Source organism: Halopiger aswanensis, assembly GCF_003610195.1.
Taxonomy (GTDB): domain Archaea; phylum Halobacteriota; class Halobacteria; order Halobacteriales; family Natrialbaceae; genus Halopiger; species Halopiger aswanensis.
In genome coordinates this window covers 724501-746731 of sequence record NZ_RAPO01000001.1, presented here as the reverse complement: position 1 = coordinate 746731, position 22231 = coordinate 724501, and the positions used below count along the sequence as shown (strand labels likewise).

The following is a 22231-nucleotide window of genomic DNA, read 5'->3' as shown; positions in this document are numbered from 1 at the left end:
TTCAAGACCGGACAGTGAGAGCTACCGATAACCGGTGGAACTGCGTGAGTAAGAAAGAGGTCGTCAGCGATACGGGTGTGGACGTGGGGAGTGCCGACGAAAGCGACGGCAAGGACGAGCCCGTCGATATCGGCATCGGGATCGCGGTCGATATCGACCCTGCGGCCGTCGACGCCGAGCACGTCGAACTCACGTACGACGAGGACGAACTGCTCGAGGCCGACGCCGACACTGATTCGGGCCCGTTCGACGACTCGACCGCCGACCGCGAGCGACGGCGCGAGCTCGAGGCCGACGAACGGGAGGCGCTCGAGGCGGCCGACGTCGATCCCGACGCCGTCCTGGAGAAAGAGTTCTCCTACCGAATGCTGCTGGACGCGGGCGTCGAGGAGGCGACTGCCGACGCCCTGCGCCGACGGTTCTCCCTGCCGTGGTCGTTCGAGGGCGACGGGGACGACGACCTCGAGCGCCGCTCGAACGAGATCCGCGGACTCGGCGCCGCCGAACGGGAGTGGATCGCCGTCAGCGGCGACGAGGGGTGGCAGGCGTTCGAGTACGAAGCCGTCTCCGAGATTGACGACCGTTCGGACGCCGAGGACGGCGAACGCCCGTGGCCGCGACCGACCCCTGTCACGGCCGTCACCGGCGTCGGACCCGACGACGCCGAAACGCTGGCGGAGGCCGGCGTCGTCTCGGCGGAACGGCTGGCGACGATCAACGCCTTCGAGATCGCGAAGGCGCTCGACCTGAACGTCCTGCACGTCCGGACGTGGCGCCACAATGCGCGGGAACTGCTCTGAGTTCTCTGAGTTCTGAGCGAGCTACTTTCGGTTTCGAAACTCGGCTCGAGTCCGTTATCGATGCTCGCGCGACGGCGAGTACACGACGCGCAAGTTCCCAATGATTTATAATTAACTCGTTAATTGCCCCTGGGTATCACGTTGATTCCGGCCCGCGTCAAAATCGCCACCCGAGACGCTTACTACTAAAATAAGTAATTTCGATAATTTGGATCACCAGAGATTTATACTCGCCTGTTGGACGATCCATCAGATGCTTCCCATCGACGACTCCCCGATCGTCCGCGACGGCAAATCACTGATTCTCGCGATGGACCACGGGTTGGAACACGGCCCGGTCGACTTCGAGGAGGTCCCCGAGAAACTCGATCCGTCGACGGTCTTCGAAACGGCGACCCACGACGCCGTCACCGCGATGGCCGTCCAGAAGGGGATCGCCGAGGGGTACTACCCGAGCTACGAGGACGACGTGAACCTGCTGGCGAAGCTAAACGGCACCTCGAACCTCTGGATGGGCGAACCCGACTCGCCGGTCAACTGGTCGGTCGACTACGCCGCCGAAATCGGCGCCGACGCGGTCGGGTTCACCGTCTACAGCGGCTCGAACCACGAGGTCGAGATGTTCGAGGAGTTCCGCGAGGTCCAGGAGCAAGCCCGCGACTACGACCTGCCGGTCGTCATGTGGTCCTACCCCCGCGGCCAGGGGCTGAAAAACGACACCAAGCCCTCGACGATCTCGTACGCAACTCGTATCGCCCTCGAGCTCGGCGCCGACATCGCGAAGGTCAAGTATCCCGGCAGCGCCGAAGCGATGCAACACGCCTGCAAGGCCGCCGGTGACATGAACGTCGTCATGAGCGGCGGCTCGAAGACCGACGACTACGAGTTCCTCTCGACCGTCGAAGCCGCCGTCAACGCCGGCTGCTGCGGGCTCGCCGTCGGCCGCAACGTCTGGCAGCGCGAGGATCCCACGCGCATCCTCGACGCCCTCGAGAAGGTCATCTACGAGGAGGAAACGGCCGACGCCGCGCTCGAGGCGACCGAATAGGATGACGGTCTCCGATCCGGTCGTCGAAGAAATCGTTGCGACGATCAGCCGATCGGCGACGGAGATCCAACAGGGGCTGATCGGCCGCCGCGGCGCGGTCGACGAGGAAGGGCGCGAAAACCCGACCGGCGACACCCAGCTCGAGGCCGACGTCTGGGCGGACGACCTGCTCGGCGACCGCCTCGCCTCGCTCGAGGGCGTCGGGCAGTACGCCAGCGAGGAGCGTCCCGAGGCCGTCGACTGCGGCCCCGATCCGGCGACGGAGGACGTCTACGCGGTCGCGGTCGACCCGCTCGACGGTTCCTCGAATCTCGAGTCGAACAACGCGATGGGGACGATCTTCGGGATCTACGACGCCCCGCTGCCCGCCCGCGGCGAGACGCTCGTTGCGGCGGGGTACGTGCTCTACGGCCCGATCACGACGATGGTGATCGCGACCGAAGAGACCGTCGCCGAGTACGAACTGACCGGCGGCGAGCGCCGACTCGTCGAGCGCGACCTCGAGCTTCCCGACGACCCGGTCGTCTACGGCTTCGGCGGTCGCGTTCCCGACTGGACCGACGAGTTCGAGTCCTACGCCCGCGAGATCGAGCAGGAACTGAAACTGCGCTACGGCGGCGCGATGATCGGTGACGTCAACCAGGTGCTCACCTACGGCGGCATCTTCGGCTACCCCGGCCTCGAGTCCCGTCCCGAGGGAAAGCTCCGGCTCCAGTTCGAGGGGAACCCGATCGGCTACATCGTCGAGCGGGCGGGCGGACGCTCCTCGGACGGAGAGCAGTCGCTGCTGGCCGTCGATCCCGAGGAGATTCACCAGCGGGCGCCGGTCTACGTCGGCAACGCTGATTTGATCGAGCGACTCGAGGACGCCCTGGCGTAGGTATTCGCGTCGCGGATCTTTTTAGCAGCGTTCAGCGCGGCGAATCTCCCTCTCGGCCGCGCTTCGTCCAGGCCGCCGTGATGGAGACGTAGCCGCCGACGCCGAGCAGTAAGAGCGCGTAGAACAGCCACCGCGGCCACGCGGTCTCGAGGAACAGCACCGTCAGGAAGACGACCCACAGCGTCACGACGAGGAGATCGACGCCGAGGCGAGCGACGGCTCGGACGGCCGTCTCAGCGGCGGACGTCCCGCTCGATCCGGATCGAGTGGGAGTAGCATCGTCGCTCACGGTCGATCGCCTCCGGTCGGATTGTCGGTCGCAGCCGGCTCGAGACGGACGAGGTCGCGGGTTCTGGGTCGGATCATCAGAAGTGATACCCCTGCGTTTCGGTCAGTCGATAGGCGCTGATTCCCCAGACGTAGCTCTGTCCGGGCCACCACGTTCGGGCGTTGTTGAACCCGGCCACGAGCACGTCTTCGGGTTCTCCCTCCGGATCGGGGTAGTAGCTCACCGAGCCGCTGTCGCCGTCCGTCAGGTCCATCTCGCCGCCCCAGCGGATCTGCCCGCGACGACAGGACTGCTCGGTGAAACACGTCACGGCGTCGACGCCCTGAATGCGGCCGGTCGTGTGACCGGTGAGCGCCCCGACCTTCTCGAGGTGTTCGCCGCGTGCCGCGAGGTACGCCAGGCCGTACTTGGTGAGTTGGCCCCGAACGCGGACCGGCGACGGTGCGTCGATCCAGCTCGTCGGCCGGTACTCGCCGGTCGGTTCGATGGTCGCGACGTCCTCGAGCGGATAGAGGTTGTCGACGGTCCCCAACCTGACCGTCTCGCCGCGCTGGGTCGGCAACAGCAGGCGTTCGCCGTTGGGCTCGTCGCCCTCGAAGGCGTGGCTGGCGGTGACGAAGAACGATCGCTCGCCGTCGGGGTGGTACAGCGCCGGGGCCAGCGTCGCCATGCTCGAGGGCGTATGGCAGGCGAATCCGCTCAGCGGACCCGGGCCGACGATCCCGTCCGCGATTCGCGGCTCGGCCTCGATCGCGTCCGGGCCGACCTCGATGTCGTCGGTCTCGAGGATCGACTCGGTGTCGATCGAGATGTCGTCGGCGAACTCCCTGATCGCCTCCGGGATGGAGTTGCTGTCGCTCGAGACGCCGACGGAGACCGATGCGGTGCCGCTTTCGGGATCGCCGGGGACGACCGCACTGCCCAGATAGCCGGTAAAGGCGACGCGAGCCAGCAGCTCGTTCACCTCGAAGGCCTTCTCGACGGCGGCGTACCAGTCGGCGGGGACGTGCGTCGTCCGCTCGGTCAGCGAGAACGGGTCGTCGGGATCCTCCCTCACCAGCGCGGTGACGATCGGGACCTCGCCGTCCTCGGCCGCGAGGAAGTCGTCGACGCCGAGCCAGCGGGCCATCCCGACCGCGAAGCCGCCGCTGACGAGCGTGCGAACGAACTCGCGACGATCCATCCCCGAGTCGACGCGATCGCGAAGCGTCGCGAGCCGCCCGACGGGACGGTCTGATTGCTCCTCTGACATACCCTCGAGACCGATACCGTATATCGCTGCACCCCGTTACGCCAAAGCTAATGTTCACGTACACGGGGTATTCGGGAGTTACCCGAGCTACGACGATATCGAGGATAGCGATTCTGCCTGCAGGTGCGACCCATTGGACGGCACGGGACTGCCGACACACCCGGCCATAAGGGGATGCGAGGGACGACCGCATACCGATTCCTGTCGGCCTACTAACCACCCCGATATAATGATCGAACGGGTGAACGCGAGCGTTGGTGTGAGCGGCCGGTCCACGACGAACTGTCTCCGTGCTGGTGACCACGGAGGCGACGACTCCCGACCGGTTCGCGCCATCTCCCCGACGCGATCCTCCTCATCCGTCCGCTCCTCGACCGCCGACCGCGGTGATCGACCCGGCGCGAACCGTTCTCCTCTGTGTCTCTCTTTCGCTCTCTCCCGCTACGAGCGCGCGCCGGTTTTTTGCGACGGGCCGATCCATACTGTGGTATGAGAGTCCGTATCGCACCGAGGGCGACCGACGACGAGGCTTCGGCGATCGCGGCCGCACTGGCCGAGCACCTCGGTGCTGCGGTCGAAGTGTACGTCGGTGACGGGGACGAGCCGGCGGCGATTCACGAACACGAGCACGACCCCGACGGATCAGGGCCCGAGTCGATAGCTGCGGCCGATGCCAACACCGTGGCCGCCGACGGTACCGACGACCTCGGTCCCACCGAGCGCGAGCAGCGCCTCCGCGCGGAGATCGAGGACATCCTCGAGGGCGGCCCCGAGAAGTACCGCGAGCAACTCCCCGACGAAGGAAAGCTGTTCGTCCGCGATCGGCTCGAGTTGTGGTTCGGCGGCGAGGACGACGAATTCCTCTTCGAAGACGGCAAGTTCGCGGCGTTCGACGACTGGCACCCCGACGGCGCCGGCGAGGAAACGGACGACCGGCTCCCGGCGGACGGGCTCATCACCGGCGCGGCGACCTTCGAGGGCCGGAACGTCCACTTCATGGCCAACGACTACACGGTCAAGCGCGGCAGCATGGCGGCCAAGGGCGTCGAGAAGTTCCTGCAGATGCAACAGCGCGCCCTGAAGACCGGCCGGCCCGTCCTCTACCTGATGGACTCCTCGGGCGGCCGGATCGACCAGCAGACCGGCTTCTTCGCCAACCGCGAGGGGATCGGGAAGTACTACTACAACCACTCGATGCTCTCCGGCCGGGTCCCGCAGATCTGCGTCCTCTACGGTCCCTGTATCGCCGGCGCCGCCTACACGCCCGTCTTCGCGGACTTCACGATCATGGCCGAGGGCACGTCCGCGATGGCGATCGCCTCGCCGCGGATGGTACAGATGGTGACGGGCGAGGAGATCGACCTCGAGGAACTGGGCGGCCCGCTGGTCCACACTCGCGAGTCCGGGTCGGCGGATCTCGTGGCCGAGGACGAGGAGCACGCGCGGGACCTCGTCGCGCAACTTATCACCTATCTGCCGGACAACGCGGACGAGAAACCGCCCCAGCGAGCGACAATACCGCCGGCGAAGTCACCCGACGGCATCGATTCCGTCGTCCCCCAGCGGCCCAACGAGGGGTACGACATGACCGCCGTCATCGAGCGGATCGTCGACGACGGGTCGTTCTTCGAACTGCAGCCCGACTACGGCCAGGAGATCGTCACGGCATTCGCCCGGATCGACGGTCGGCCTATCGGCATCGTCGCGAACCAGCCGGCCAAGCGGGCGGGTGCCATCTTCCCCGACGCGGCCGAGAAGGCCGCCCGGTTCATCTGGAAGTGCGACGCGTTCAACGTCCCGCTGCTGTACCTCTGTGACACCCCCGGGTTCATGGTCGGCTCGCAGGTGGAGAAGGAAGGCATCTTAGAGCAGGGCAAGCGGATGATCTACGCCACGTCGGCGGCGACGGTGCCCCAGCAGACCGTCGTCGTCCGGAAGGCCTACGGCGCCGGCATCTACGCGATGGGCGGGCCGGCCTACGATCCCGAGAGCGTCATCGCGCTCCCCTCGGGCGAGATCGCGATCATGGGACCGGACGCGGCGATCAACGCCGTCTACGCGCGCAAACTCGCCGAAATCGACGATCCCGAGGAGCGCGAGCGCACCGAGCGGGAACTGCGCGAGGCCTACCGCGAGGACATCGACGTTCACCGGATGGCCAGCGAGGTCGTCGTCGACGAGATCGTCCCGCCGAGTACCCTCCGCGAGGAACTGGCCGCCCGCTTCGCCTTCTACGAGGACGTCGAGAAGTCCGTTCCGTCGAAGAAACACGGGACGGTGCTGTAGGCTCGGGGTCGGTTCTCCTCGTCGCCGACTCGTCGTCGGGACCGCCCTCGGGTCGCGAGCCGTCTCCCCGCTCGAGCGGCGTACCACCAGATTTCACGCGAGTTATCACTGCTTAACGTCGACCCAGTGCTCGCTACGCTTGTCATAACAATACCCTGCGTGCTGGAACCGCTGGGTGTTCCAGCGCTCGGGTGGCTGGCCCCGGCCGGTTCGAGTCCGGCGGAGCGCCTATGGGTTCCGACGCCCCGTACTGGCACCACCGCCTTCCCGTCGACGTGACGTCGCTCGGGTTCGAGCGGCTGCTGTGGGTCGTCGTCGCGATCGCGCTCGTCGGCGACGTCGCGACGACGTTCGCCGGGCTCTACCTCGGGCTGTCCGAATCGAATCCGGTCGCTCGCGGCGCGATCGACGGCTACGGGCTCGGCGGAATGCTCGCGCTGAAGGGCTTTGCCGTCGGCGTCGCCCTCCTCTGCCGGCCGCTGTTGCCGCAGGTCTACCGGCCGATCATCCCGGCCGGCCTCGCGCTCCCGTGGACGGCCGCCGTCTGCATCAATCTCTACATGATCTCGTTCGTCGCCTGACTCGCCGACGCTGCTCTCTTCCGGGCGTTCTCAGTCGACGATTTCGACGGCGACGTCCGTCTCGTTCGCCTCCCACTCCGCCCGCGAGATGCTGTAGCGGTAGCAGTCGACCGGATCGCCGTTCAGGACGACGTGGTTCCGGAAGCACCCCTCCCGAGTGCCGCCGTAGGCCTCGACGTACTTCTCGATCGCGCGGTTCGACCGGTCGTTATCGACGTGGGCCGCGACGGCCACCAGCTCGAGATCGAGCCGGTCGAACGCCAGGTCGACGAACGCGGCGGCGCGTTCACCGGAGTAGCCCCGGCCCCAGAACCGCTTGCGGAGCCAGACGCCGAGCGTCATCGTCCGCTTCTCCCAGTCGATGCCGAAGCCGCCGGTGCCGGCGATCTCGCCCGCGCCGTCTTCGCCTTCTCGCGGCCGGATCACGTACGACGCACCGTCGTCGGACTCGTACCGATCGGCCACGTGCTCGAGGAACTCGAGGGTATCCTTCGGCGTCTCGTGAGGGTCCCAGGTGAGGTACTCGGTGATCGCCTCGATGTCGGGATCCGACGAGCAAATGTCGTACAGCTCGAGCGCGTCGACCGTCTCCGGTCGCAGCGCCTCGAATCGTAACCGATCCGTCTCGACGGTTTCGGGGAGCACGTCGCCCATGCTCGTCGTGTCGGCCGGTTGAATAAAAGTCGTGTCGCTGGTATGAGAGCGAACCGCACGCAGGAACGCCGAACGCCGTCAGTTCGATCTCGATCTCGATTCCGATCGCTCGAGCGTCCGCCGCCAGCCCCGAACTTCCTCGAGTACGGCTTCCCACTGCTCGAGCGACCCCGACACGTCGGCGACGGCGGAGCGGTCGGGGTCGGCCCCGCGGCCCTGTTCCCGTGCGGACTCGAGGCGCGTCTGGATCGCGGCCGGATCGTCGACGTCCCAGAAGCGCAGGTCCGAGCCGCCCGCGATTTCGACCGTCACCGTGCCGTACCCGACCAGTCGCCCGACCGCGTGTTGGGACCGCTGCGTGTTCTGGACGCACTCGAGCGGGACGGCCCGGACGGACACCCCGAGGACGCCGCTGCGAGTCGCGATCCGGTGGGTCGTGACGGCGAACGTCGTGCGCGTGACGCGAGCGTACTGCCACGCCGCCGGCGCGACTACCGCCGGAATCGAGAGCAACGCGAGCGGCGGCACCAACTCGAGCGCAACGGCGGCGACGGCGGCGAGCGAGCCGACGATCGCCAGCGCGAACCACGGATAGATCGTCTGGATCCGTGGGCCAGTCTGAAAGTGCAGTTCCTCGTCCGCCGCGAGCACGAGCCACTCGAGGGGGCGCTCGGAAGCCGGGTCGGGCGTCGCTTCCTCGGTCATGATCGCCGCTCGTCGTACTCCGCCGTGACCCCGTCCCGGTCGGCGTCGCGGTCGCGTCGTCCGGTTTCGGCGCGCGAGCGGTCCTGTGCTCCCTCCCGCTCTCCGTCCTCGAGCGTCGCGCGGATCGCGCGCAGTTCGGTGAGGATTTCCCCGAGCACGTCGTCCGTCGTGTGTTCGTCGCGGTCGTCCCGGCGAGTGTGGTCGCGCTCGCGCTGGTCGCTGATGACGTGTTGAACCGCTCGTGGATCCGGGACGGATTTGAACGCCATTTCGACGCCGGAGCCGCCGGCGGTGCTGATCTCGACGGTCCCGTAGCCGAAGTGGGCGCCCAGCGCGGACTGGGAGTAGGAGATGTCCTGTACCTTCCCGTGTTCGATCCGCTTGACGTCCCGCGAGAGAACGCCGGTCTTCCGGTAGAGCGCGCGGTTCGTGACGACGTAGTGCGTGTTCGTCACGCGGAGGTACTCGCCGGCGATGATGAGGAGCCCGATCAGCACGATCGCGAGCGGAATTCCCACCAGTACCGCGGGCAGGAGCGTGCGTCGGTCCGGCCCGCCGGTCCAGACGAGTTCCTCGCCGTCGTCGAGCGACAGCCACTCGAGGTCGGCGGCGGTCGCCGCCGTGCTCGAGTCGGGCGTCGTATCGGTTGCCATACGTCGGCTTACTCGCTCCCCGCCGAAACGTGTTCCCGTTTTAACGAGAGCACGGTCCGGTCGAACTCGCAGACCAGGTCGTCGTCCTGATTGAACGCCTCGACGTGCATCGTGACGACGCCGCGCTCGCCGTCGCTGGTCTCGCGCTTGTCCGTCACCGTCGACTGCGCGCGGATCGTATCGCCGTGGAAGACCGGGTTCGGGTGCTCGACGTCGTCGTAGGAGAGGTTCGCGACGATCGTCCCGTCGGTCGTCTCGGGGATCGAAATCCCCACCGCGAGCGACAGCGTGTAGAGACCGTTGACGACGCGCTCGCCGAACTCGGTCTCGGCGGCGAATTCGCTGTCGAGGTGCAGCGGCTGCTGGTTCATCGTCATGTCGCAAAATCGTTGGTTGTCGCTCTCGGAGATCGTCCGCCGGCGCTCGTGTTCGATCGTTTCGCCGACCTCGAACTCCTCGTAGTACAGACCGGTCATACCGTCACCGTCGACGATACGAACCAAAAGCGTACTGCAGCCGCTGACCTTGATCGAGGGTCTCGCGGTCCACCGGGACCTCGCGGCACGCCGATCTCGCCGGGACGACCCGAACCGAAACTGTTTTTCTCGCGTTCGTGTTATCACAGCAACAGTTCGGCCGTCGGCCGATGATTCCCGTGGCCTGGTGGTTACAGTTCGTCGACGTCGGAACGACCCTCGAGGAGGCGACCGGCGGCTGGCAGTACGTGCTCGTGTTCGTCCTGACGATGATCCCCGCGATCGAACCGTTTCTCGTGATCCCGGCCGCGATCGGGCTCGGGCTCGATCCGGTGCTGACGGGGCTGGCCGCGTTCGCCGGCAGCGTCACGGTCGTCAGCGCGATCGTCCTCGCCCAGCGGCGGCTCCTCGCGTGGTGGTCGCGCCGGTTCGGCGGGGAGCCGGGTGACTCGAGCGACCGGTACGACCGCGCGCGGCGGCTCTGGAACCGGTACGGTCTCCCTGGTCTCGCCTTCGCCGGGCCGATACTCGCGGGGATCCACCTCACGGCGCTGCTGGCGGCGACCGCGGGCTCGAACGGGCGGACGGCGATCGGCTGGCTGACCGTCGGCCTCGGCGCGTGGACGGTCGCGCTCGTCGTCGGGTCGGTCGCCGGGTTTTCGGTTCTTGGCATCGTTTGAGGACGAGCCCGAATCGCGATTCGAACTGGGCCGTTCGACCGGTTCCGGCTCCGTTGCTACCCGCTGCGAATCCGAGTCCGGAACCCGGAAACCGAAAACATACAACCGCCCGTTCCCCCACCGGGGCCTATGGCGGACGACATCGATCTGGACGGGCGCGACGAGCCGTTACGGGGCGACGACGACCACGCCGAACTCCTGTCCGAACTCGACTCGCACGACCTCGCGGTCGCGACCGATCCCGACACCGACGGCAACGGCGATCGGTTCGAGCACGATCCCGATGCGGATCCGGACGCGGTGTTTCCCCAGTCGGTGGCCAGCGGCGGACCGACGCCGACCGGCGTGATCCTCTGGACGCGGGTCGCACCCGACGCCTTCGATCCGGACGAACCCCTCGCCGTGCGCGTGGCCCGCGATCCGGACTTCGACGATGTCGTCTACGAGGGCGCGGTCACCGACGCCGAACGGATCCGCGCCCACGACTACACGGTCAAGGTCGATCTCGACGGTCACCTCGAGTCGGACCGCGAGTACCACTACCGGTTCTACTACCGCGATACCGCCTCTCGAGTCGGTCGGTGCCAAACCCTGCCCGCGGCCGACGCCTCGCCCGATTCCGTGCGGTTCGCGGTGCTCGCCTGTCAGAACTACCTCAACGGCTACTACCCCGCGTTCCACTACGTCGCCCGCGAGGACGTAGACTTCCTCGTCCACGTCGGCGACTTCATCTACGAGTCCGAGGACGGCGCCTTCAAGGGGCTCGGCTCCTACGAGTACGACGGCCGGGAAAAGGCCCTCCCCAGCGGAAACGGGCGCGTCTGGGGGCTCGAGGACTACCGGTACCTGTACCGCACGTACCGGAGCGACCGCTTCCTGCGGGAGGCCTTAGAGAACCATACGCTGATCGCCGGCTGGGACGACCACGAGATGGTCAACGACCTGTACTGGGACCGACGGACGGACGCGCCCGCGGGCGACCACCCTCGCGGCGACGATCCGGAGTTCATGACCGACCTCGTCGCCGACGCGATGCACGCGTGGTGGGAGTACATGCCCGCTCGCGTCCACTACGACCCGGCCGGGGAGTCCCTCCAGGACCGGTTCCAGCTCTGGCGCGAGTTCGAGTTCGGGGACCTCGTGACCCTCGCGATGACCGACGAGCGCCTGTTCCGCGATCCGCCCCGCGAGGCGATCCCGACGCCGGATAACGTCGGACCCCACCGCGAACCGCCCGGGCGGACGATGCTCGGCGACGACCAGCGGGAGTGGCTCATCGACACGATCACCGGTTCGGACGCGACGTGGACGGTGTGGGCGGACGAGGTCCTGACCGTTCCGCTCCGGATCGGTTCCGGTCCGCTCTCGCTCTACCCCGTTCAGGGCGGTTGGGACGGCTACACGCGGGAGCGAATGCGGATCACCGAGTCGATCGCGGCGGCCGACGTCGACAACTTCGTGACCCTGACCGGCGACATGCACTCCTACATCGCCGCCTACTCGAAGGCGTCGTACCCCGGCCGGGTGACCGGCGGCGAAGGCGTCGCGCAGGGCGAACGGATCGGCGTCGAGTTCATGACGCCCGCCGTGACTTCGCTCAACGTCGCGGAAGCTCTCCTCCTGACTCGCGGCTGGCGAAAACGACTCACCGAACCGCTGTTGTCGTGGCTGGTGCCGGCGATGAATCCCCACATCGAGTTCTTCGACGGCCACAACTGGGGCTATTCCGTGGTCGAATTCGACCGAAACGAGTGCACGTACGTCGGCTACGCCGTCGACAAGACGGTGAACTCGCCGAACGCCGAACGATCCGTCGTAGCCGCGTACCGCGTTCCGGAGGGCGAGGTCGAACTCGAGGACGTGACCGAGCGGTATCGGGCCTAGAACGGCTCGAGCAGGCTATCCTACCGACACGCGCGTTACTCGACCTGTGTCGTCTCCTCCCCCGCGTCCTGCTGCACCCAGATCGTCTTCGTGTTCACGAACTCGCGGATGCCGTGACGTGACAGTTCCCGACCGTAGCCCGAATCCTTCACGCCGCCGAAGGGCAGGCGCGGATCGGACTTGACGAGTTCGTTGACGAACGCGAGGCCGGACTCGAACTGCCGGGCGACCCGCTCGCCGCGCTCGAGATCCTCGGTCCAGACGCTTGCGCCCAGTCCGAAGCGAGTGTCGTTGGCCTTCTCGATCGCCGCCGCCTCGTCGGCCACGCGGAAGACCGTCGCGACGGGACCGAACAACTCCTCCTCGTCTGCGGGCGCGTTCTCGGGGACGTCCGTGAGCACCGTCGGCGGGTAGAAGGCGCCCTCGCGGTCCATCGGCTCGCCGCCGAGTTCGAGCTCGCCGCCCTGCTCGACGGTTTCTTCGACCTGCCCGTGGAGGTCCTCCATCAGGTCCTCGCGGGCCTGCGGACCGATGTCGGTGTCCTCGTCCATCGGATCGCCGACTACCTGGTCGTCCATCGCCTCGATGAAGCGGTCGACGAACTCGTCGTACACCTCGTCGACCACGATAAACCGCTTCGCCGCGATGCAGGACTGGCCGTTGTTGATGAGTCTGGCCTGGACCGCAGTTTCGACGGTTTGCTCCATGGGGGCGTCCTCGAGGACGACGAAGGGATCGCTGCCGCCGAGCTCTAAGACGTTCTTCTTGAGCTGGCTGCCCGCGGTTTCCGCAACCGCGCGGCCCGCGCCGTCGCTGCCGGTCAGCGTGACGCCGGCGATCCGTTCGTCCTCGATGACGGCGTCGATCTCGCTCGAACTGATCAGCAGGGAGGTGAACGCGCCCTCGGGAAAGCCCGCCTCGTGAAACACGTCCTCGATGGCCCGGGCACAGCCGGGGACGTTCGAGGCGTGTTTCAGCAGGCCGACGTTGCCCGCGGCGAGGTTCGGCGCGGCGAAGCGGAAGACCTGCCAGAACGGAAAGTTCCAGGGCATGATCGCCAGGATCGGCCCAAGCGGCTGGTAGGCGACGACGGTGCGAGCGCTCTCGTCGCTGGCGACGACCTCGTCCTGCAGGAATTCGGCCGCGTGCTCGGCGTAGTAGTCGCAGACCCACGCGCACTTCTCGACCTCGTCGCGGGCCTGTCCGATCGGTTTCCCCATCTCCCGCGTCATGAGTTCGGCGTACTCGTCGGCGTTCTCCCGGAGAATCTCGCCCGCCCGCGCGAGCAACCGCTGGCGCGTCTCGATCGGCGTGTCGCTCCACTCCTCGAACGTCTCGCTTGCCCGCTCGAGTTGCGCCTCGCGCTCGTCTTCGGACTCCTCGTCGTAGGTGTCGACGACCTCGCCGGTCGCCGGATTGGTGCTCTCGATGCTCATGCGCATAGCGTCGACCGGCGGGCGCTTAGAACGGCGGCTGGCAGGTGTCGGCTGTCGGTCGCCGGCTGCGAGTGATCCCTGGCCCCCACACCCCTCGTTCAGAGTGAAAGCGGACTCGAGGGGACGGGGGAGGTGGCGGAGGGAAGACGGACGAATCCGCGGCACCGAATCGCTCCGCTCAGGAAAACGAACTCAGATCCGCGTCCCGGTCCGCTGGCGATCCCCCAGAGTCGAGCAGTTGGTCGTAGGTCGGCAGCTCCTCGAGCGAGGAGTCCCGACGGACGGCCTTGACGATGTGTTTCGGATCGGTGACGAGCCGGTGGAGGAGGTAGCTGCCCTGCGAGCGGCCGCCGCCGGTCTTCTCGGACTCGATGACGCCGAGGAACGCTTGCTCCTTCAACTGGCGGTAGAGCCCGTTCTCCGTAATCGGATCGTTCGCCACGAGTTCGCAGATACCGACGTAGCGCTCGTAGATTTCGCGGGTCTTGTACGTTTCCCGGTCGCCGGTGATGATCCGGCTCGCGAGCGCGTACAGCGCGAGCTTCGCGTGGACGGTTGCGCCGCTGGTGAGTTCCTCGATCCGGTTGATCTCTGCGACCTCCTGGGCCTGCTGGATGTGGTCCTCGGAGACGATCTCCGAACCCGTCCGGCGGGCGAGTTCGCCGGCCTCCTTCAGAATCTCGATCGCCTTGCGCGCGTCGCCGTGTTTCTTCGCCGCCAGCGCCGCGCAGAGTTCGATCGTCCCGTCCTCGAGAACGTCAGGCTGGAAGGCGTCCTCCCGATTGCGCATGATTTCCCGCAGCTGGGAGGCGTCGTAGGGGTGAAAGAACAGTTCGCGGTGACCGAAACTGCTGTCGATCCGCTCGTCTAGCGTCTCGCGGTACTGGATCTTGTTGCTGATGCCGATCACGCCGATGTAGGCGTCGGTTTTCTGTGCCTCGCGGGCCCGCGAGAGTTGCATCAGGATGTTGCTGTTATCCAGCTTATCGATCTCGTCCAAGATGACGACGATCGCGTCGAAACACTCGTCGAGGATGCGCCAGATGTGTTGGTAGTACTCCATCGTCCCGACGCCCCGGAGGGGAATGTGCTCCTGGTAGCCCGTCTCTTCCTTGAGGCTGAGGGCCAACTGGCGGGTCGCTCGCGTTTCGGTGTTGGCTTCGGAGCAGTCGACGTAGAGGACGCTACAGTCGATATCGTTGCGCTGTGCGGCGTCGCGAGCGCGGGTCGCGACGTGGCGGGAGATGAGGCTCTTGCCGGTGCCGGTCTTGCCGTAGATCATCACGTTGTTCGGCGGATCGCCTCTCGTGATCGCCCCGACCTCAGCCGCGACCGATTGGATTTCGTCGTCGCGACCGACGATTCGGTCTTCGTCGGGGACGTGACCGACGTGGAGGAGCTCCTTCCGATTGAAGATCGGATCGTGCGATTGAAAGAGCGGATCCCCACCAGCCTGATCGGACATGTCCGCATTCTCGAAGAGGTGTATTATAAAACCACGTGAGGGCGTTCAGACTGATAACGTTCAAGTAAGACGACGAATGCCCGGCAAATCGGCCGGACGCCGGTTCTCATGTCACAGGCCCGATGCAGACTGAAATCCTCCTCTGACCGAACCTCAATCCGGATTCGTCACACCCACCCACACCCCTCGTTCAGAGTGAAAACGGTCGATCGGAGCGGGGATCAACTCGAGCAGCCGAGCATCTAGATAAGGGTCGAGCAGCCGGATAGGGTGTGCGCTGACGGACGGATACTTCGCTACGTTCGAACGTGTCTCGCTCGAGGGGCGGATCTAGAGACGAACAGAGGAAACCGGCTCGAGAGCGCCGAGATTGCGTCAACTGACGCTTCCGGCAAGTCCTTTCTTCTTCCTTCTTTCCTTCCTCCAGTATACCTAGTAGTGCGATCTAGCTAGTAGTATTGTATCTTATGGAATCGGTAATAGTATCCACATTACACTCGCTCCAAGTATCTCTGTTCAGTTCTCCTTAAGTTCTCAGGGGGGACGGCCACCGGCTCCCCCGCCTGTTCGTCGTTTCACTCTGAACGGGGGGTGGGGCCGTCCCCCTACGGAATCGAACCGGGTGCAACCCGTCGAGACACCACATTCAGAACGTATCACTCTCGAGTACAGGCAACACCCCTCATTCAGAGTGAAAACAGTCTCCGCGTATCGCACGCCGAACCACCCAGCCATCGTAGTCGTTCGTTTCACTCTGAACGAGGGGAGTGGCTCCGTCAACCGACCAGCTGTGGCTTCTGCAATCGGCCGTTACGCTCCTGTCGGTTCATCCGACGGCGGGTCCGCGGGATGTTTCACTCTGAACGAGGGGTGTCCGGGACCGGAACCGTCGATACAGCGCGGTGAACAGCCGAATCCGATCTCTCGCGACGAATCGCCGACTTCCACCCCGTCAAAACCGAAGCGACAACTGAACCCAGTGAGCCCGGACCGTACTTTCACGGTCCTCCCTCGCATGTGCGACTGTATGGCACGTCGAAGCGTTCTCTTCACCCCCGGGGATCGGCCCGAGATGCTCCGAAAGGCGCCCGGTTCCGGCGCCGACGCGATCGTCTTCGACCTCGAGGACGCCGTCTCGCCCGATCGGAAGGACGAAGCGCGGGAGGTTGTCCGGGACGTCCTGACCGATCCCGATTTCGATCCGGACTGCGAGGTCTGCGTTCGGGTTAACGCGTCGCCGGCGGCGTTTGAGGCCGATCTCGAGGCCGTGATCGGCTCCGATTCGGATTCGAACGCGGATGCGACCGACGCCCTCCGCTTGGATAGCGTGATGCGCCCGAAGGTCGCCGGCCCATCGGACGTTCGGGAACTCGCCGCCGAACTCGAGGCGCACGACCGATCGCTGCCGGTGTTCGCGCTGCTCGAGAGCGCGGCCGGCGTGCTCGCGGCGCCGGAGATCGCCGCCGTTTCCGCCACCGACGCGCTGGTGTTCGGGGCCGAGGACCTCGCGGCGGACATCGGTGCAACCCGGACCGCCGAAGGAACGGAGGTGCTCTACGCGCGCGAACGGGTCGTGCTCGCCGCGGCCGCCCACGACTGTACGGCGATCGACACGCTCGTCACCGATTACGAGGACGACGCCGCACTCCGCGAGGACACCGCGTTCGCGGTCCAACTCGGCTACGACGGCAAACTGGCGATCCACCCCGCGCAGGTGGGGCCGATCAACGAAGCGTTCACGCCGACGGCGGCCGAGCGCGAATGGGCCGAGCGCGTCCTCGAGGCCAAACGCGAGGCTGACGCCGAGGGTCGGGGCGTCTTCGAGGTGGATGGCGAGATGATCGACGCGCCGCTGATCACCCAGGCCGAGCGGATCCGATCTCGAGCGGACGCTGCGGACGAGTGACGGCGCCGCTGATCGAGGCCGGAGTTGCGATCGTACAGTATATCCATATCTTCATATTCCTTATATTGTTATTTTATGGCCTACCAGGGATCTTCGCTACGTTTATTTTGCAGACCTCGAAATCGTCAGGTAATGGCAAGCCAAGTCAACCCATTCGAGAGCCTCCAGTCCCAGATCGACGACGCCGCTGCCTACCTCGACGTTGGGGACGACGTCATCGAGCGCCTCAAACACCCCGAGCGCGTGCTCGAGACTAACCTCACCGTCGAACTCGACGACGGCAGCCTCGAGCGGTTCAAGGCCTTCCGATCGCAGTTCAACGGCGACCGTGGACCGTACAAGGGCGGTATCCGCTACCACCCGGACGTCTCCCGCGACGAGGTCAAGGCGCTGTCCGGCTGGATGACCTACAAAACCGCTATCGTAGACATCCCGCTGGGTGGCGGCAAGGGCGGCATCATCATCGACCCCGACGACTACTCCGAGAGCGAACTCGAGCGGCTTACCCGCGCGTTCGCGAAGGAACTCACGCCGCTGATCGGCGTGGATCGGGACGTTCCCGCGCCCGACGTGAACACGGGTCAGCGGGAGATGAACTGGATCAAAGACACCTACGAAACCTTCGAGAACACGACCGAACCGGGCGTCATCACCGGGAAGGCGCCCGACTCCGGCGGTAGCGCGGGCCGCGTCGAGGCGACCGGTCGTTCGACGGTGCTGGCCGCGCGCGAGGCCTTCGACTACCTCGATAAGGATCTCGAGGGTGCGACCGTCGCCGTCCAGGGCTACGGCAACGCCGGTTCGATCGCCGCGGAACTGATCGACGAGATGGGCGCGACCGTCGTCGCGGCCAGCGACTCGAGCGGCGGCATCTACAACCCCGACGGGTTCGATCCGGTCGCCGCGAAGGCGCACAAGGCCGAGACCGGCAGCGTCGTCGGCTACGAGGAGGCCGAGGAGGAGATCACCAACGAGGAGGTCCTCACGCTCGACGTCGACTTGCTGATCCCCGCCGCGCTCGAGAACGCGATCGACGCCGACCTCGCGGAGGACGTCGAGGCCGACGTTATCTCGGAAGCTGCGAACGGGCCGCTGACCCCCGAGGCCGACGAGGTGCTCGAGGAGAAGGACGTCTTCGTCATCCCGGACATCCTCGCGAACGCGGGCGGCGTCACCGTCAGCTACTTCGAGTGGGTCCAGAACCGCCAGCGGTTCTACTGGGACGAGGAGCGCGTCAACGAGGAACTCGAGGCGATCATCGTCGACGCCTTCGACGCGCTCGTCGAGACCTACGAGGAACACGACCTCGAGAACCCCCGCACCGCGGCCTACGTCGTCGCGATCCAGCGGGTCGCCGACGCGTTCGACGAAGCGGGCTCGTTCCCGTGAGCTGAGGTCAGCGTTTCCGACCCGTATTTCCGTTTTCGGCCTCTCTCGTTCGTTTTTCGGCCTCGACTCGTCGCCCGGTCTACGGGTTCGTTGACCGACTCGAGTAGCGATTCTGTACTTTTCGAACGACCCTGATGTCCGGTATCCGTGGAGGGAGCGATGGTTTCCGCTTCTCGGCCCCTTTTCCACGCCAATCCTGAAAGCCGACTGGACTGCGTCATGGCTGACTCCGATCCGCACGGCAGTTTCGAAGACATCCGCGACGAACTCGAGGGAAATCCGATGGCGAAGCTGGTTCCGTACGCGCTCCCCTACTGGGTGCCCCTCTCTATCGGGTTCGTCTCGACGATGATCAACCGCGCAGCGCGGCTGTTTCCGGCGCTGATGCTCGCGGCCGCGATCGATCTGGTGATCACCCAGTCCGGCGGCGTCGACCAGCTACTCGCGGCGACGGGTCTCGTCCCGACCGAGCCGGTTCCCGCCGAGCGGACCGGCGAGCGCCTGTCCCTGCTGTACTACTTGGGTACGCTGACGGTCGCCGCCTACGTCGTCCAGTCGATCACCCACTACCTGTCGCGGTACTTCTTCCAGACGACCGCCCAGCGCATCCAGCACGACCTGCGGCTGGACACCTACGACCACATGCAGCGGCTGTCGCTGTCGTTCTTCAACGACCACCAGACCGGCGGGATGATGGCGATCTTGAACAGCGACGTCAACCGCCTCGAGGACTTCTTCAACACCGAACTCCGCCAGATCACGGAGGCGGTGATGATCTTCGGGCTGGTCGGCGGCTACATGCTCTACACCGAGCCGTGGCTGGGCGCGCTGGTGTTGCTCCCGGTGCCGCTGATCGCCCTCGCGACGGCGAAGTTCATCATCTGGATCGAGCCGAAGTACAAGCGTATCCGCGAACACGTCGCCCAGTTGAATACGCGGCTCTCGAACAACCTCAGCGGCGCGGCCATCGTGAAGTCGTTCGACCGCTACGACGTCGAACGCGGCCGCGTCGCGGAACAGAGCCGCGGCTACCGCGACGAGAAGATCGGCGCGATCACGGTCCGGAAGGCGTTTTTCGCCTCGCTGCGGTTGCTGGTCGGCGCGATGTTCGTCTCGATCCTCGTCGCCGGCGGCTACTCCGTCGTCACCGCGGGCGGGCTCACCGCCGGCACGTTCGTCGTCTACTTCATGTACCTGCGGGAGCTCGACGGGCCGATGACCCGGATCGGCAAGACCGCGAACAACTACCAGAAGGCCAAGTCCAGCGCCGAGCGCGTCTTCGGCATCCTGGCGACCGAGGCCGCCGTGCAGTCGCCGCCGGACGCCGAGGCTCCCGATGCTGTCGAGGGCACCGTCACGTTCGAGGACGTCGAATTCAGCTACGGCGCGGACGGCGAGCAAATCCTCGAGGGCGTCGACCTCGAGGTCGAATCCGGCGAGACCGTCGGTTTTGCGGGGACCAGCGGCTCCGGGAAGTCGACGCTGTTGAAGCTGTTACCCCGCTTCTACGACGTCGACGCCGGCGCCGATGCGCACCACACGCGGGCGGACGGCGGAATCGACGCCGAATACGGCGGCGAGGACGCCGACGGTCGGGACGCGAGCGGACGGACCGATCGCGACCACGACCGCGAGCGTCGTACCAACCCTGCCAACCCCGCCGTGCGGATCGACGGCGTCGACGTCCGGGACTACGACCCCCAGGCGCTCCGGGATCGGATCGGTGTCGTCGAGCAGGACCCCTACATGTTCTCCGGGACGATCCGCGAGAACATCGCGTACGGCGACGGCGAGGCGTTCCGAACGGTGCTCGAGGCAGAGGACGAATCCGACGTGCCGGACGACGTGGACGACCGCATCCGCGAGGCGGCAGTCGCCGCCGGCGCTCACCGGTTCGTCGAGGAGTTGCCCAACGGCTACGATACAATGGTCGGCGAACGCGGCGTCAAGCTCTCGGGCGGCCAGCGCCAGCGGGTCTCGATCGCGCGGACGATCCTCAACGATCCCGACCTCATCGTCTTAGACGAGGCGACCAGCGACGTCGACACCGAGACGGAGGAAGTCATCCAGCGCAATCTCGACGAACTCACCGCGGATCGGACCGCGTTCATCATCGCCCACCGGCTCTCGACGATTCAGGACGCCGACCGAATCGTCGTCATGGACGACGGCGAGGTCATCGAAACCGGCTCCCACGAGGACCTCGTCGACGACGGCGGCACCTACGCCGACCTCTGGGACTCGCAGACGGGGACCGAAGCGGACGGTGACGACGGCGACGCCAGCCAGTCGATCGGGGCCGACGACTGACAGTACCGATCGACTGCTCGAGGTACTCGGTATCTTTTTCTCGCTCGAGTCGGATCGACGCATAAACCGTGAGGCTCCGGGAACGGCTCGCTCGGTACCGCGATCGCGCTCGCGACGAACTGACCGCGGCCTTCCGCGAGGAGCGGACGCCCCACCAGATCGCGGCCAGTTTCGCGACCGGCGTCTTCATGACGGCGCTGCCGACCGGCGGCGTCGGTATCGGCCTCTTCTTCGTCTTCTGCTCGCTGTGGTCGTGGGTGAGCAAACCGGCGATCTTCGCGTCGGTCGCCGTCCTCAACCCGTTCGTTAAACCCGCCGTCTACGTCGCGAGCTTCCAACTGGGCGGCGTCGTGCTCGGCAGCGGTCAGGCAGCGATGCCTTCAACCGGGATCTCGCTCGCGGCTGCCGGCGCGGCAGCTCGGCAACTACTCGTCGGCAATCTCGTCATCGCGGCGGCCTTGGCGGCGATCGGCTACGTGCTGGTGTTGCAGTTGACGCGGGCGTATCGACGACGCGACGGGTGGCTGCACCGGGCGTCGCTCGTCTCGAGTCGGTTTCGGCGCTGATCTACGGCGACAGTGCGGATTCGACCGGCGGTCCTGTCGATCCGACAACTGTTCAGAAACGAACAAACACTTATGAACTGACTCGAGATTGTCGCGGTGATGCAACGACGAACCTTCATCGCCGGGCTCGGAATCGGCGGACTCGCCGGACTCTCGGGCTGTCTGGGCGTGATCGGGATGGCCGAACACACGTCGACGCCGGCCGGCGTCGATCCCAGTGTTCGCGAGGACGCCGGCTACGAGGCACCGACGCTCGAGGAACTGGTCGTCGAACGGGACGTTGGGACCGACGCCTATTCGGAGACGATCACCGTCACCAACCACCAGACGCAGTACGAGAAGGTTATCGACATGGGGCCGCTGGGCGAGCAGCGCGGGGCCGTCTTCTCCGTGCTCTCGACGCCGCAGGTCGAACTGGCCGGCCGGCAGTTCAACCCCGTCGAGGAGATGTCCACGACGGAACTCGTCGACCTCATCGCGAGCAACTACGAGGGCATCGGAAACGTCACGCTCGAGGAGGAAGCGGCGATTCAGATCCTCGGGCAGGCGACGACGCGCTCGCGGTTCAGCGCGGACGCGGAGTTCGAAGGTGAAAGCGTCGAGGTCGACCTGCACGTCACCGAAGCGGTCGAAACTGACGAGGATCTGCTCGTGACCATCGGCGTCTACCCGCAGCGACTCCGGAGCCGCGAGGAGGAGCGCGTGCTCTCGTTGATGGGGGGGGTGACCGAAACGCTCGAGGAGGATGCATCGACCTCGAGCGACGGCGACAGCGATGGTAACGACGAGGAAGACGGCGAAACCAACGAGAGTGACGGTTCCAGCGGGGGGAACGAGACGCAGGACGGAAACGAGAGCGACGACGACAGTAGCACCGACAACGACAGCGACGACGGCGGCCTCTTCGACGGCTAACTCGAGGTTCGATTTCTCCCTTCGTACTCGAGCCCGCAGACGAGCGGAACGTCCGA

20 protein-coding genes are annotated in these 22231 nt (G+C 66.0%); 12 read left to right on the top strand and 8 right to left on the bottom strand.

Annotated features, from left to right (window positions below; genetic code table 11):
* Positions 1 to 44: 44 nt before the first annotated feature.
* The 3 genes from ATJ93_RS03635 to ATJ93_RS03625 all read left to right on the top strand — a co-directional run bounded on the left by ATJ93_RS03635 (position 45) and on the right by ATJ93_RS03625 (position 2728).
* Positions 45 to 800, top strand: coding sequence for a hypothetical protein (locus tag ATJ93_RS03635; protein ID WP_120243254.1), 756 nt, complete (start codon positions 45 to 47; stop codon positions 798 to 800).
* A gap of 253 nt (positions 801 to 1053) precedes the next feature.
* Positions 1054 to 1848, top strand: a complete 795-nt coding sequence (locus tag ATJ93_RS03630; RefSeq protein ID WP_120243253.1) for a class I fructose-bisphosphate aldolase — start codon at positions 1054 to 1056, stop codon at positions 1846 to 1848.
* Between the two features lies 1 nt (position 1849).
* Positions 1850 to 2728 (top strand): class 1 fructose-bisphosphatase, encoded by an 879-nt coding sequence (locus ATJ93_RS03625; RefSeq protein ID WP_120243252.1) that lies wholly within the window; start codon positions 1850 to 1852, stop codon positions 2726 to 2728.
* 31 nt (positions 2729 to 2759) lie between these two features.
* Here ATJ93_RS03625 and ATJ93_RS03620 read toward each other — a convergent pair whose 3' ends face one another.
* Positions 2760 to 3017, bottom strand: a complete 258-nt coding sequence (locus tag ATJ93_RS03620; RefSeq protein ID WP_120243251.1) for a hypothetical protein — start codon at positions 3015 to 3017, stop codon at positions 2760 to 2762.
* 76 nt (positions 3018 to 3093) lie between these two features.
* Entirely contained in the window at positions 3094 to 4269 is a 1176-nt protein-coding gene (locus tag ATJ93_RS03615) for a hypothetical protein (protein WP_120243250.1), read from the bottom strand.
* A 489-nt stretch (positions 4270 to 4758) separates the two neighbouring features.
* Here ATJ93_RS03615 and ATJ93_RS03610 point away from each other — a divergent pair, with 489 nt between their 5' ends.
* Both ATJ93_RS03610 and ATJ93_RS03605 read left to right on the top strand, forming a co-directional pair.
* Entirely contained in the window at positions 4759 to 6555 is a 1797-nt protein-coding gene (locus ATJ93_RS03610; protein ID WP_120243249.1) for an acyl-CoA carboxylase subunit beta, read from the top strand.
* 230 nt (positions 6556 to 6785) lie between these two features.
* The gene (locus ATJ93_RS03605) at positions 6786 to 7136 is read left to right on the top strand and encodes a hypothetical protein (protein ID WP_211334021.1); all 351 of its coding nucleotides are present in this window, start codon (positions 6786 to 6788) and stop codon (positions 7134 to 7136) included.
* A 30-nt stretch (positions 7137 to 7166) separates the two neighbouring features.
* Here ATJ93_RS03605 and ATJ93_RS03600 read toward each other — a convergent pair whose 3' ends face one another.
* The 4 genes from ATJ93_RS03600 to ATJ93_RS03585 form a co-directional block, all read right to left on the bottom strand.
* Entirely contained in the window at positions 7167 to 7781 is a 615-nt protein-coding gene (locus ATJ93_RS03600; RefSeq protein WP_120243913.1) for a GNAT family N-acetyltransferase, read from the bottom strand.
* A gap of 87 nt (positions 7782 to 7868) precedes the next feature.
* A complete protein-coding gene (locus ATJ93_RS03595) occupies positions 7869 to 8495 on the bottom strand; it encodes a PH domain-containing protein (protein ID WP_120243247.1) in 627 nt (208 codons plus the stop codon).
* Entirely contained in the window at positions 8492 to 9148 is a 657-nt protein-coding gene (locus ATJ93_RS03590; RefSeq protein ID WP_120243246.1) for a PH domain-containing protein, read from the bottom strand. Before ATJ93_RS03590 ends, ATJ93_RS03595 begins: the two co-directional genes overlap by 4 nt.
* 8 nt (positions 9149 to 9156) lie before the next feature.
* The gene (locus ATJ93_RS03585) at positions 9157 to 9624 is read right to left on the bottom strand and encodes a MaoC family dehydratase (protein WP_120243245.1); all 468 of its coding nucleotides are present in this window, start codon (positions 9622 to 9624) and stop codon (positions 9157 to 9159) included.
* A 170-nt stretch (positions 9625 to 9794) separates the two neighbouring features.
* Between ATJ93_RS03585 and ATJ93_RS03580 the strand changes: the two genes are divergently transcribed.
* Both ATJ93_RS03580 and ATJ93_RS03575 read left to right on the top strand, forming a co-directional pair.
* On the top strand, positions 9795 to 10304 hold the full coding sequence (locus tag ATJ93_RS03580; RefSeq protein ID WP_120243244.1) for a small multi-drug export protein: 510 nt from the start codon (positions 9795 to 9797) through the stop codon (positions 10302 to 10304).
* Positions 10305 to 10433: 129 nt separating this feature from the next.
* Positions 10434 to 12188, top strand: a complete 1755-nt coding sequence (locus ATJ93_RS03575; protein ID WP_120243243.1) for an alkaline phosphatase D family protein — start codon at positions 10434 to 10436, stop codon at positions 12186 to 12188.
* 35 nt (positions 12189 to 12223) lie between these two features.
* Here ATJ93_RS03575 and ATJ93_RS03570 read toward each other — a convergent pair whose 3' ends face one another.
* Entirely contained in the window at positions 12224 to 13624 is a 1401-nt protein-coding gene (locus ATJ93_RS03570) for an NAD-dependent succinate-semialdehyde dehydrogenase (protein ID WP_120243242.1), read from the bottom strand.
* A 178-nt stretch (positions 13625 to 13802) separates the two neighbouring features.
* Positions 13803 to 15089 (bottom strand): Cdc6/Cdc18 family protein, encoded by a 1287-nt coding sequence (locus tag ATJ93_RS03565; RefSeq protein WP_120243241.1) that lies wholly within the window; start codon positions 15087 to 15089, stop codon positions 13803 to 13805.
* Positions 15090 to 16116: 1027 nt separating this feature from the next.
* Here ATJ93_RS03565 and ATJ93_RS03560 point away from each other — a divergent pair.
* The 5 genes from ATJ93_RS03560 (at position 16117) to ATJ93_RS03540 (ending at position 22175) form a co-directional block, all read left to right on the top strand.
* On the top strand, positions 16117 to 16995 hold the full coding sequence (locus ATJ93_RS03560) for an HpcH/HpaI aldolase/citrate lyase family protein (RefSeq protein ID WP_120243240.1): 879 nt from the start codon (positions 16117 to 16119) through the stop codon (positions 16993 to 16995).
* A gap of 132 nt (positions 16996 to 17127) precedes the next feature.
* Positions 17128 to 18384, top strand: coding sequence for a Glu/Leu/Phe/Val family dehydrogenase (locus ATJ93_RS03555; protein WP_120243239.1), 1257 nt, complete (start codon positions 17128 to 17130; stop codon positions 18382 to 18384).
* A gap of 219 nt (positions 18385 to 18603) precedes the next feature.
* Complete coding sequence (locus tag ATJ93_RS03550; RefSeq protein WP_120243238.1) at positions 18604 to 20694, top strand: ABC transporter ATP-binding protein; 2091 nt, start codon at positions 18604 to 18606, stop codon at positions 20692 to 20694.
* Between the two features lie 68 nt (positions 20695 to 20762).
* Positions 20763 to 21260 (top strand): DUF2062 domain-containing protein, encoded by a 498-nt coding sequence (locus tag ATJ93_RS03545; RefSeq protein ID WP_120243237.1) that lies wholly within the window; start codon positions 20763 to 20765, stop codon positions 21258 to 21260.
* A gap of 99 nt (positions 21261 to 21359) precedes the next feature.
* Complete coding sequence (locus tag ATJ93_RS03540) at positions 21360 to 22175, top strand: DUF6517 family protein (protein ID WP_120243912.1); 816 nt, start codon at positions 21360 to 21362, stop codon at positions 22173 to 22175.
* The last annotated feature ends 56 nt before the right edge of the window (positions 22176 to 22231 follow it).

What these genes read in the sequence shown, in the direction of transcription:
- ATJ93_RS03630 (WP_120243253.1), top strand. Translation starts at nt 1,054, where the DNA reads ATGCTTCCCATCGACGACTCCCCGATCGTCCGCGACGGCAAATCACTG.
- ATJ93_RS03625 (WP_120243252.1), top strand. Translation starts at nt 1,850, where the DNA reads ATGACGGTCTCCGATCCGGTCGTCGAAGAAATCGTTGCGACGATCAGC.
- ATJ93_RS03615 (WP_120243250.1), bottom strand. Translation starts at nt 4,269, where the DNA reads ATGTCAGAGGAGCAATCAGACCGTCCCGTCGGGCGGCTCGCGACGCTT.
- ATJ93_RS03610 (WP_120243249.1), top strand. Translation starts at nt 4,759, where the DNA reads ATGAGAGTCCGTATCGCACCGAGGGCGACCGACGACGAGGCTTCGGCG.
- ATJ93_RS03605 (WP_211334021.1), top strand. Translation starts at nt 6,786, where the DNA reads ATGGGTTCCGACGCCCCGTACTGGCACCACCGCCTTCCCGTCGACGTG.
- ATJ93_RS03595 (WP_120243247.1), bottom strand. Translation starts at nt 8,495, where the DNA reads ATGACCGAGGAAGCGACGCCCGACCCGGCTTCCGAGCGCCCCCTCGAG.
- ATJ93_RS03590 (WP_120243246.1), bottom strand. Translation starts at nt 9,148, where the DNA reads ATGGCAACCGATACGACGCCCGACTCGAGCACGGCGGCGACCGCCGCC.
- ATJ93_RS03585 (WP_120243245.1), bottom strand. Translation starts at nt 9,624, where the DNA reads ATGACCGGTCTGTACTACGAGGAGTTCGAGGTCGGCGAAACGATCGAA.
- ATJ93_RS03580 (WP_120243244.1), top strand. Translation starts at nt 9,795, where the DNA reads ATGATTCCCGTGGCCTGGTGGTTACAGTTCGTCGACGTCGGAACGACC.
- ATJ93_RS03575 (WP_120243243.1), top strand. Translation starts at nt 10,434, where the DNA reads ATGGCGGACGACATCGATCTGGACGGGCGCGACGAGCCGTTACGGGGC.
- ATJ93_RS03570 (WP_120243242.1), bottom strand. Translation starts at nt 13,624, where the DNA reads ATGAGCATCGAGAGCACCAATCCGGCGACCGGCGAGGTCGTCGACACC.
- ATJ93_RS03565 (WP_120243241.1), bottom strand. Translation starts at nt 15,089, where the DNA reads ATGTCCGATCAGGCTGGTGGGGATCCGCTCTTTCAATCGCACGATCCG.
- ATJ93_RS03560 (WP_120243240.1), top strand. Translation starts at nt 16,117, where the DNA reads ATGGCACGTCGAAGCGTTCTCTTCACCCCCGGGGATCGGCCCGAGATG.
- ATJ93_RS03555 (WP_120243239.1), top strand. Translation starts at nt 17,128, where the DNA reads ATGGCAAGCCAAGTCAACCCATTCGAGAGCCTCCAGTCCCAGATCGAC.
- ATJ93_RS03550 (WP_120243238.1), top strand. Translation starts at nt 18,604, where the DNA reads ATGGCTGACTCCGATCCGCACGGCAGTTTCGAAGACATCCGCGACGAA.
- ATJ93_RS03540 (WP_120243912.1), top strand. Translation starts at nt 21,360, where the DNA reads ATGCAACGACGAACCTTCATCGCCGGGCTCGGAATCGGCGGACTCGCC.